This window comes from Pseudomonas sp. AL10, from assembly GCF_029960685.1.
GTDB lineage: Bacteria > Pseudomonadota > Gammaproteobacteria > Pseudomonadales > Pseudomonadaceae > Aquipseudomonas > Aquipseudomonas lactis.
The window spans coordinates 1-9,618 of sequence record NZ_JASBQZ010000077.1 but is presented as its reverse complement, the minus strand read 5'-3'; the positions used below and the strand labels follow the sequence as shown (position 1 = coordinate 9,618).

Below are 9,618 nucleotides of genomic sequence, written 5' to 3'. Positions count from 1 at the left end.
TGGGCCGGCATTCCGGCTCTTTTCAAAAGTGAGCCGCTGTCAGAGCGGAACCCTAGTTGGCCGTTACCGCAGCAATGGATATGTACCCAATCCAACTGTGTTGACTGTCTGGCCGCCTTCGCGGGCAAGCCCGCTCCCACAGTTGGTTCGCGGGGGTGTCAGGTAGATTGGCGTCGGCTGTCAGGCCGTCTTCGCAGGCAAGCCAGCTCCCACAGTTTGATCGCGGATAAGCATCGGCTGTCAGGCAGTCACGGGAGTAAGCTCCCTCGCCACAGGTCCAGCGTCGCGCCAACGTTGTGTAGGTACCTATGCCTATCAAAAAGCGCTACGAAAGATCTCCTCAATCTGACGCTGATCCGCCCGCCGAGGGTTAGTCAGCCCGCAGGCATCCTTCAGCGCATTGCTGGCCAGCAACGGAATGTCCTGCAACTTAGCGCCAAGCTCACGCAAACCAGCAGGAATTTCCACGTCTTGGGACAACCGACGAATCGCCGCAATCGCGGCCTGGGCGCCCTCTTCAGCGGTAATGCCCTTGATATCCGCACCAAGAGCCCGGCCCACGTCGCTCAAGCGTTTGGCGCAGACACTGGCGTTGAAGCTTTGTACGTGAGGCAACAACACCGCGTTGCACACACCGTGGGGCAGGTCGTACAAGCCGCCCAATTGGTGGGCCATGGCATGCACAAAACCCAGGGACGCATTGTTGAAGGCCATGCCGGCGAGGAACTGCGCATAGGCCATGTTCTCCCGTGCAGCCTTGTCAGTGCCGTCGCGGACCGCCAGGCGCAAGTTGGCGCTGATCAACTCGATGGCCTTGATCGCGCAGGCGTCGGTGATCGGTGTTGCGGCGGTGGACACGTAGGCTTCGATGGCGTGGGTCAGTGCGTCCATGCCCGTGGCGGCGGTGAGGCCCTTGGGCATGCCGACCATCAGGGCCGGGTCGTTGACCGACAGCAACGGCGTGACATTGCGGTCGACGATGGCCATTTTTACGTGGCGGCTTTCGTCGGTGATGATGCAAAAACGCGTCATCTCGCTGGCCGTGCCAGCGGTGGTGTTGATGGCCACCAGCGGCAGTTGTGGCTTGCTCGATTGGTCGACGCCTTCATAGTCGCCGATACGCCCACCGTTAGTGGCGCACAGGGCGATGCCCTTGGCGCAGTCATGGGGCGAACCGCCGCCCAGGGACACGACGAAATCGCAGGCGCTCTGTTGCAGCAATGCCAGGCCTTTTTCGACGTTTTCCACGCTGGGGTTGGGCTTGGCGCCGTCGTAGATCACCGAGTCGATATCCTGCATCGCCAGCTTCTCGGCGATCATGCCAGCCACACCGGCTTTGGCCAGACCGGCGTCGGTGACGATCAACGCCTTGCCAAAGCCGTAGTTGCGAATGGCGGTCATCGCTTCGTCGAGGCAATCAATGCCCATGATGTTGACGGCGGGGATGAAAAACGTGCTGCTCATGATCGATCCTCAAAGGCTTTATGCCGACAGAATCAACCTGTACCGCGTAGCGCATCTTGATCAGGATCAATGCCGGCTCGTGATAAAGTCACCCCCCAGCCGATTTCGAGTAGACCCGCCGCAATGAAGGATTTCCAGGATATTGACGCCCACCTTGAAGACTGGAGTGCCCTGCGCGCTGCCGTCGACTTCAGCGGGATTCTGATCGGTAACGGCGCCAGCCGCACGATCTGGGAAGACTTCGCCTACGACTCGCTGTTCGAAAACGCCCGTACCGTCGAAGAAAAGCCCCTGACCCCCTCCGAACTCAGCGTGTTCGACGCCTTGCAAACCCGCAGTTTCGAGCAAGCTCTGGGCGCCTTGAAAACCACCAGCCGGGTCAACAAGGCCCTGGCGGTCAGTTCGGCGGCACCGCGTAACCGCTACTACGCGATCAAGGAAGCGCTGATCAACACCATCCATACCGTGCACATTCCCTGGCGCCTGGTGCAGCCGTCGACGCTGGCGACGATCCACGCAGAATTGGCCACCTACGCCACCGTCTTCACCAGTAACTACGACTTGCTCAACTACTGGGCGACCCTGCACGCACCGGGCATCGACGACCTGTTTCGCAGCACCGACTCAAGCTTCGACCTGCGCAATACGCGCACCGACATCACCCGCATCCTGTACCTGCACGGCGGCTTGCACCTGGTGCGCAACCTTGACGGCACGGCGCGCAAATTGCCGTCCACTGACAGCACCCTGCTCAGCAGTTTTGCCATCAATAACACGATCAAAACCCTCGACGATGTGCCGCTGTTCGTCAGTGAAGGCAAGGTGCAGGAGAAGCTCAAAAGTATCCGCAGTTCGGATTATCTGTCGTTCTGTTATGAACAACTGTTGAGCCATGAAGGCGCACTGTGCATCTTCGGCCATGACTTGGGGCCGCAGGATAAACACCTGGTGGATGCTATTGGCCAGGCCAGCATCAGCACCCTGGCGATCTCGGTGTCGGGGCGCAGTGATGGGTTTATTCGTCAGCAGAAGCGGCGATATTCGGAGCTGTTCGAGGGCAGTGGCGTAACGCTGAAGTTCTTTGCGGCGCGTACGCATCCGCTGGGCAATCCGGCACTATCAGTCCCTGTGGAACGCTGATCAAAATGTGGGAGCTGGCTTGCCTGCGATAGCGGCCTGTCTGTTGGCCCATCTGGCACTGATACACCGCTATCGCAGGCAAGCCAGCTCCCACATTGACTGCATTTCAATGAGTAAGAAGGCTCACTCCTCAGCGCTGTGCACCACCACCAGCAACTGCGCCTGCACCTCTCCCACCGAGCGAATCCGGTGGGGTTTCTGCGCGTTGAAATGCAGCGCATCGCCGCGCTCCAGCAGCACGCGCTCGTTCATGAAATCCACTTCAACCTGGCCTTCATGCACGAATAAAAACTCCTCCCCCAGGTGCTCCTTGAAGGTCTTGTCGGTGAACTGCGCCGGTGGGTAGATGATGAACGGCAACAGGCTGCGCTCGCTGACTTGATGAGCCAGCACCGCATAACCCGGCGAGGTGTCGGGCCGCTCGTGGCTGCGCACCAGGCTGTAGCTGTCGAGGCTGACGTTGTCTTCGCTGAACAGCTCTTCGACCTTCACGTTCAATGCCTTGGCCAGTTTCAACGCCGCAGCGATGGAAGGCGTATTGAGCCCGCGCTCGACTTTCGACAGGTAACTCTTGGTCATCCCGGATTTTTCGGCCAGGGATTCCAGGGTCACGCCAAGTTTTTTTCTTAATATTTTCAAGCGGATAGACATTTGCTGCGGTTAATCCATGCAGAAAGCGATGAGACAGGCTTGCCAATGACACAAAGTGTCATATAGCATCTTTAGTGTCATTTGCATTCACCCAACGACCTTGCGAGCAGCGGGCGACCAGCAAATCCGACGTCCATTGAACCACCCAAAGGACACCGATATGGCCAAGACATTAGCACTCCCAAAAGACCAACTGGTCAAGCAAGCACTGAGCCAGATGCAAAACAGCCTGGCAGATAATACGTGGACCGACCGGCAAAAGCTGGCGCTGACCTGTCGAATCCTGTTCGAGTACGGCCACGACTCCGGCCTGGCCGGGCAGATCACCGCACGTGGGCCGGCGCCCGGCACCTACTACACCCAGCAGTTGGGCCTGGGTTTTGACGAAATCACCGCCAGCAACCTGCTGCTGGTCAACGAAGACTTGGAGGTGCTGGAAGGCCACGGCATTCCCAACCCCGCCAACCGTTTTCACACCTGGGTGTACCGCGGTCGACCGGATGTAAACTGCATCATCCACACCCACCCCACGCACATCGCCGCGCTGTCGATGCTGGAAGTACCGCTGCAGGTGTCGCACATGGACCTTTGCCCGCTGTACGAAGACTGCGCGTTCCTGGAAGCCTGGCCCGGCGTGCCGGTGGGCAATGAAGAAGGGGAAATCATCACCACGGCCCTGGGCGACAAGCGCGCCATCCTGCTCTCGCACCACGGGCAGTTGTCCACGGGGGCCAACATCGAAGAAGCCTGCGTGATTGCGCAGTTGATCGAACGGGCTGCCAAGTTGCAGTTGCTGGCGATGTCTGCGGGCACGGTCAAACCGATCCTGCCGGAGCTGGGGCGCGAGGCCCATGACTGGATCTCCAAGCCCAAGCGCCACGGCGCCGCGTTCAACTACTACGCCCGGCAAAACCTGCGCAAGCACGCCGATTGCCTGAACTGATTGCCCCTTTTTCGACCGGAGTTTTCCCCATGTCCAACCCAACCATTCACGGCATCATCGGCTACACCATCACCCCCTTCAGCGCCGACGGCCAACGCGTTGACCTCGACGCCCTCGGGCATTCCATCGACCGCTTGATCAACAGCGGCGTCCACGCCATTGCGCCCTTGGGCAGCACGGGTGAAGGCGCTTACCTGAGCGATGCCGAGTGGGATGAAGTCAGTGCCTACAGCATCAAGAAAGTCGCCAAGCGCGTGCCGACTATTGTCAGCGTGTCCGACCTGACCACCGCCAAGGCCGTGCGTCGCGCCCGCTACGCCGAAGAACACGGCGCCGATGTGGTCATGGTGCTGCCGGCCTCGTACTGGAAACTCAGTGAAGCGGAAATCCTCGCTCACTACGCCGCCATCGGCGACAGCATCGGCGTGCCGATCATGCTCTACAACAACCCGGCCACCAGCGGCACCGACATGTCGGTGGAGCTGATCCTGAGGATTCTCAAGCAGGTCGAGAACGTGACAATGGTCAAGGAGAGCACTGGCGACATCCAGCGCATGCACCAGTTGAAACTGCAAAGTGACGTGCCGTTCTACAACGGCTGCAACCCGCTGGCGCTGGAAGCCTTCGCGGCTGGCGCCAAAGGCTGGTGCACCGCCGCGCCGAACCTGATCCCGCAACTGAACCTGAGCCTGTATCAGGCCGTACTGGCCGATGATTTGAACAAGGCGCGCGAGCTGTTCTACCGACAGTTGCCATTGCTGCAATTCATCCTCAAAGGCGGGCTGCCGGCGACGATCAAGGCCGGGTTGCGCTTGACCGGGTTGGAGGTGGGTAATCCGCGCTTGCCGGTATTCCCTCTGGGCGAAGCAGGGATCGAGCAACTGAAAACACTTCTGAAGTAAACCCCCGCCCCTGTAGGAGCGAGCTTGCTCGCGAAGAACGCCAACGATAACGCAGCACATCGGGAGTTCGTGTCGCCTGTTGGTTTTTCGCGAGCAAGCTCGCTCCTACAGAAGAGGGCACATTAACAGAGACAAATGACAATAGTTCTCGATATCATTCACGACTTCTCCAAGCCGAGCTTCGTCAAGAAGGATATCCATGTCTCGTCCCCAGCCCGACCCGTCGTCGGCCGATGCCTGTCGCGGGTTTTATGCAGACATTCTGTATTTCCTGCGTAAACGCACGGACAACGCCAGCGACGCGGCGGACATGGCCCAAGATGTGTTTACCCAATGGCTGGGCTACCGCGACCGCGCCAAGGTCGAGCAGCCGCGGGCGTTTCTGTTCCAGATGGCGCGCAACCTGCTGCGCGATCACTGGCGCAAACAGAAGGTACGGCAAACCGCCCACCCTGATCACGCCGAAATGGATGCCGAGCCGGTCACCGACGAGCACAACGACCCCATGGCCGCCGCCCTGCGCCTGCAACGCCTGGAACAGTTGAAAGAAGTCCTCGCCGAACTCTCGCCCCGCCGCCGAGAAGCCCTTATGCTGCACCGCTTCGAAGGCTTGAGCCAGGCACAGATCGCAACGCGCATGGGCATCTCCACCAGCATGGTGGAAAAGCACATCGCCTTTGCCCTGCTGCACTGCAAGCGACGCCTTCAACCCGACACCGGCACGGAGCAGCCAGAATGAACCGCCCGAGCGACACCGACGCGCTGGACAGCCAAGCGAGCGATTGCATCGACGCCCAAGCCGCCAGTTGGTTTGCACGCAACCGCAACGAAGTCAGCCGCGCCGACCGTAAAGCCTTTGCCGCCTGGCAAGCGGTGCCCGCGCACGCGCACGCCTATGCCGAATTCGAACAGCTGTGGGCCGACCTCGCCCAATTGCAACAACTGAACAAACCGTTGGCACTGCCCAAGCGCAAGCCCAGCCTCTGGCGCCCTGCCCTGGCGGTGGCCGCCGCCGTGCTCTGCGCCGTATTAGCGACCTCCATCGGCGCGCCGCGCGAGCTGTTTCACAGCCAGGTGGCCACCCAAGCCAAGGGCATGCGCACGTTGACTCTGCCCGATGGCAGTACCTTGTATGTGAATGCCAACACCCATATCCGCGTGGACTTCAGCGCCCATCATCGGGTGCTGCACCTGGACACGGGCCAGCTGTATATCGAAGTGGCCGCCGACAAGGAGCGCCCCCTTTACGTGCAAGCCGGCGAGTCGAGCGTACGGGTGGTGGGCACTGCTTTGGATGTGCGCCGCGGGCAGCAACAATTGGTGGTCAGCGTTGCCCATGGCCAGGTCGCTTTCGAGCCAAATGGCAAAAGCCCCGTCACCCTGCTCGGCGCCCAGCAACGCGCCTCCTACAACTACGCCAAAGGCACCGTGCAACACCAAACCCTCAACGCCGAAGAGGTCGCCGATTGGCGCAGCGGGCACTTGTCATTTCGCAATCGCGAACTGGCCAGCCTGATCGACGAGCTGAGCCTGTACCGCCCGCAGACGTCGTTGCAGGTGAGCAAGGCCGTCGCGCAGCTCAAGGTATCGGGCAACATTGACGTGAATGACCCAGACGCCCTGCTCAAGGCATTACCCGCGTTGTTGCCGGTGAAAACCGTGCTCTCGGCTGACGGCACTATCAGAATCGAGCCGAGCAAATAGGCCGCAACATCACACATGAGAATATTTTGCATTCGCATGTGTGGTTTTTTTTGCCTGCCCCGTCTTCCTCCTGTCTGTGTTTGATACGCACACCTTTTTGGCTATTTAGCCGCTCCGGGGGATTTCATGTTTCGCGCGCCTTGCCACGCTTCGCACCTGTTTCTTCGACCGACACTCATGGCTACGTGCCTGGCCTTGAGCCTCAGCGCCGAAGCCGAGTCGTTCAAGCTGCACCTGCCGGCCCAGTCGCTGGCCACATCCTTGAGCCAGGTGGCCCAGCAGGCGAAAATCCAGCTGCTGTTCGATGAAACCCTGCTCAAGAACGTGCAGGCCCCGGCGCTTAACGGTGACTACACCCCGGAAGTGGCCATTCGCTCCCTGCTCAAAAACGGCGAACTCATCCTGCTCAAGGTCGGCAGTACCTACGTGGTGCGCCCCGATGCGGGTAAAACCACCAGCGGTGGCGCGATCCAGTTGGACACCCTGAGCGTGATCGGCACCGGCAATGAGGTGAACGCCAGCACCGTCAACCGCTCCACCCTGACCCAGGCCGACATCGACCGCTACCAGTCCAATAACATCCCCAGCCTGTTGCAGACCTTGCCCGGTGTCAGCCAGGGCGGCTCCTTGAAACCCGGTGGCCAAACCATCAACATCCGCGGTTTCGGCGATGCCGAAGATGTACCGCTGACCGTCGACGGCGCCACCAAGACGGGCTTTGAGCGTTACCAGCAAGGCACGGTGTTTATCGAGCCCGAGCTGATCAAGCGCATCGAAGTGGAAAAAGGCCCCAACTCGCCTTTCACCGGTAATGGCGGCTTCGGCGGCACGGTCAACATGGTCACCAAGGACGCCCCGGACCTGCTCAAGGACGGCCGCAACAGCGGTGCGATGCTCAAATATGGCTACTCCAGCAACGACCATGAGCAGGTCTACAGCAGTGCCGTGTATGGCCGTACCGACGACGGCCGTTTCGATGCGCTGGCCTACCTGACCCAACGCGACGGCGGCGATATGAAAGTGGCCGCCAAGTTACCCAACGACAACAATGAGTACCCGATCAACCCCCAGCGCCTGCCCAACAGCGCCCAGGATGTGGACGGCAAGCTGTTCAAGGTCAACGCACACTTTACCGATGAGCACAGTGTCGGGCTGTCGTACTCGCGCTCCCACAGCAACCGCTGGACCCCGTTTTCCGCCGCCAGCTACCCCACGCCGCCGACTCAGTTCAACATCGACCGCTACGGCTACGAAGGCGCGTTGAAGCGTTTCCTCGCCCACCGTGACACGGTCGACACCACCTGGTCGGGCAAATATGAATACCAGCCGCTGGATAACCCGCTGGTGGACTTGACCATCAAGTACTCCCAGTCCAACACCGAGCAGACCGATGAGCGTGACGCCACGGCGTTTTTCCAGTTGGCCACTGGCGGGCGCAAGATGGACACCGCCTACACCGACAAGCTCCTGGATATCCGTAACGTCAGCCTGTTCGACACCGGCCCCTTGCAGCATGCCGTGACGGTCGGCGGGCAAATCCGCAAGCACACCCGCGAAACCGAGATGTGGATGCCCGGCGCCACCTACAACACGCCGCGCTACAACTACGGGCACTTCCAGCCGGGCTTCATGCCCCACGGCAAAGTCGATACCAACAGCTTCTTTATCCAGGACGCGGTGACCTTGGGCGACGTGACGATCACGCCTTCGCTGCGCTACGACCATGTGCGCAACCGCGGCGAAGGCAACGATGCGCCCTACTACAACAACCCCAACCCGGCAGTGGGTCACGACTACAGCGACCGCACCTACACCGGCTGGTCGCCACGCCTGGCGCTGTTCTGGACCGTGACGCCGAATGTGGGGCTGTTCGCCAACTGGAGCCAGACCTGGCGCGCCCCGGTGATCGACGAACAATACGAAGTGCAGGGTGTGGGCAGCCGCACCGCCACCAGCGTCGACCTGGACCCGGAGCGCATCACCTCCATCACCCTGGGCAACATCACCAGCTTCGACAACCTGATCGCCCAGGACGACAACCTGCAACTGCGCACCACCCTGTTCCACAACAAGGTCGAAGACGAGATCTTCAAGGCCACCGGCGTAGGCTGCCAGAACCAGGCCATCAACGGCGGCAGCATCGCTTCAGCTTGCCCGCCTGGGCCGATGTCCAACTACCGCAATATCGGCAGCCTGACCATCAAGGGCGTTGAGCTCGAATCGATCTACAACTCCACCTACCTGTTTGGCTCGGTGTCGTTCGCCTATGCCAAGGGCCAACACCAAGGCGCCTACACCAACCCTTGGGGCCCGGACGTGGCAGCGCGGGACATCCCGCCGACCAAATGGGTGCTGGTACTGGGCACCCACATCCCGGCCTGGGATGCCCAAGTGGGCTGGATGGGCCAATTCATCGGCGCCACCGACCGCCTGCCCAGCGACAAATACTCCGGCGGCCCAGGCTCCAGCATCGGCGATCTGTTCTACGACCAGTACGGCAACAAGCGCTACAACACCCAGGGCCTGTTCGCCAAATGGACACCGCAGCAGGCGTACCTCAAAGGCACCGAGGTGAACTTCACGGTGGACAACCTGTTCAACAAAAACTTCCGCCCGGCCTTGAGCGGCGACCGGGCGTACACCAAAGGGCGTGATGCGAAGATCAGCGTGACGCGGTTCTTCTAAGCACACACGCATTCCAACTGTGGGAGCGGGCTTGCCTGCGATAGCCATGAGTATCTACACAACGCTGTAACGGTCGACGGTAACCACGATGCGAAGCGAGCCGCTCTTGATCTTGATCTGCTTTTGATC

8 protein-coding genes are annotated in these 9,618 nt (G+C 60.5%); 6 read left to right on the top strand and 2 right to left on the bottom strand.

The window, feature by feature from the left end; genetic code table 11:
* Positions 1 to 315: 315 nt before the first annotated feature.
* Positions 316 to 1,464 carry an L-threonine dehydrogenase gene (gene yiaY, locus QK296_RS28675; RefSeq protein WP_003189389.1) on the bottom strand — a complete coding sequence of 383 codons (1,149 nt, stop codon included), beginning with the start codon at positions 1,462 to 1,464 and terminating at the stop codon, positions 316 to 318.
* A gap of 123 nt (positions 1,465 to 1,587) precedes the next feature.
* On the opposite strand from yiaY, the gene QK296_RS28670 reads away from it, so the two are divergent.
* The gene (locus QK296_RS28670) at positions 1,588 to 2,604 is read left to right on the top strand and encodes a DUF4917 family protein (protein WP_003189387.1); all 1,017 of its coding nucleotides are present in this window, start codon (positions 1,588 to 1,590) and stop codon (positions 2,602 to 2,604) included.
* A gap of 123 nt (positions 2,605 to 2,727) precedes the next feature.
* Here QK296_RS28670 and QK296_RS28665 read toward each other — a convergent pair whose 3' ends face one another.
* The gene (locus QK296_RS28665) at positions 2,728 to 3,255 is read right to left on the bottom strand and encodes an XRE family transcriptional regulator (RefSeq protein ID WP_057711915.1); all 528 of its coding nucleotides are present in this window, start codon (positions 3,253 to 3,255) and stop codon (positions 2,728 to 2,730) included.
* Positions 3,256 to 3,415: 160 nt separating this feature from the next.
* On the opposite strand from QK296_RS28665, the gene QK296_RS28660 reads away from it, so the two are divergent.
* From QK296_RS28660 to QK296_RS28640, 5 genes are all read left to right on the top strand, one after another.
* Entirely contained in the window at positions 3,416 to 4,198 is a 783-nt protein-coding gene (locus QK296_RS28660) for an aldolase (RefSeq protein WP_003189384.1), read from the top strand.
* 29 nt (positions 4,199 to 4,227) lie between these two features.
* Positions 4,228 to 5,100: a dihydrodipicolinate synthase family protein gene (locus QK296_RS28655; RefSeq protein ID WP_003189383.1), complete on the top strand. Its 873-nt coding sequence runs from the start codon at positions 4,228 to 4,230 to the stop codon at positions 5,098 to 5,100.
* 199 nt (positions 5,101 to 5,299) lie between these two features.
* Positions 5,300 to 5,839: an RNA polymerase sigma factor gene (locus QK296_RS28650; RefSeq protein WP_003189381.1), complete on the top strand. Its 540-nt coding sequence runs from the start codon at positions 5,300 to 5,302 to the stop codon at positions 5,837 to 5,839.
* Positions 5,836 to 6,804 carry a FecR domain-containing protein gene (locus tag QK296_RS28645; protein ID WP_282392313.1) on the top strand — a complete coding sequence of 323 codons (969 nt, stop codon included), beginning with the start codon at positions 5,836 to 5,838 and terminating at the stop codon, positions 6,802 to 6,804. Before QK296_RS28650 ends, QK296_RS28645 begins: the two co-directional genes overlap by 4 nt.
* A 126-nt stretch (positions 6,805 to 6,930) precedes the next feature.
* Positions 6,931 to 9,489 carry a TonB-dependent receptor gene (locus QK296_RS28640; RefSeq protein ID WP_003189377.1) on the top strand — a complete coding sequence of 853 codons (2,559 nt, stop codon included), beginning with the start codon at positions 6,931 to 6,933 and terminating at the stop codon, positions 9,487 to 9,489.
* Positions 9,490 to 9,618: the final 129 nt, after the last annotated feature.

Coding starts and splice junctions, on each gene's coding strand:
- QK296_RS28645 (WP_282392313.1), top strand. CDS start 5,836: ATGAACCGCCCGAGCGACACCGACGCGCTGGACAGCCAAGCGAGCGAT.
- QK296_RS28650 (WP_003189381.1), top strand. CDS start 5,300: ATGTCTCGTCCCCAGCCCGACCCGTCGTCGGCCGATGCCTGTCGCGGG.
- QK296_RS28665 (WP_057711915.1), bottom strand. CDS start 3,255: ATGTCTATCCGCTTGAAAATATTAAGAAAAAAACTTGGCGTGACCCTG.
- QK296_RS28660 (WP_003189384.1), top strand. CDS start 3,416: ATGGCCAAGACATTAGCACTCCCAAAAGACCAACTGGTCAAGCAAGCA.
- QK296_RS28655 (WP_003189383.1), top strand. CDS start 4,228: ATGTCCAACCCAACCATTCACGGCATCATCGGCTACACCATCACCCCC.
- QK296_RS28670 (WP_003189387.1), top strand. CDS start 1,588: ATGAAGGATTTCCAGGATATTGACGCCCACCTTGAAGACTGGAGTGCC.
- yiaY (WP_003189389.1), bottom strand. CDS start 1,464: ATGAGCAGCACGTTTTTCATCCCCGCCGTCAACATCATGGGCATTGAT.
- QK296_RS28640 (WP_003189377.1), top strand. CDS start 6,931: ATGTTTCGCGCGCCTTGCCACGCTTCGCACCTGTTTCTTCGACCGACA.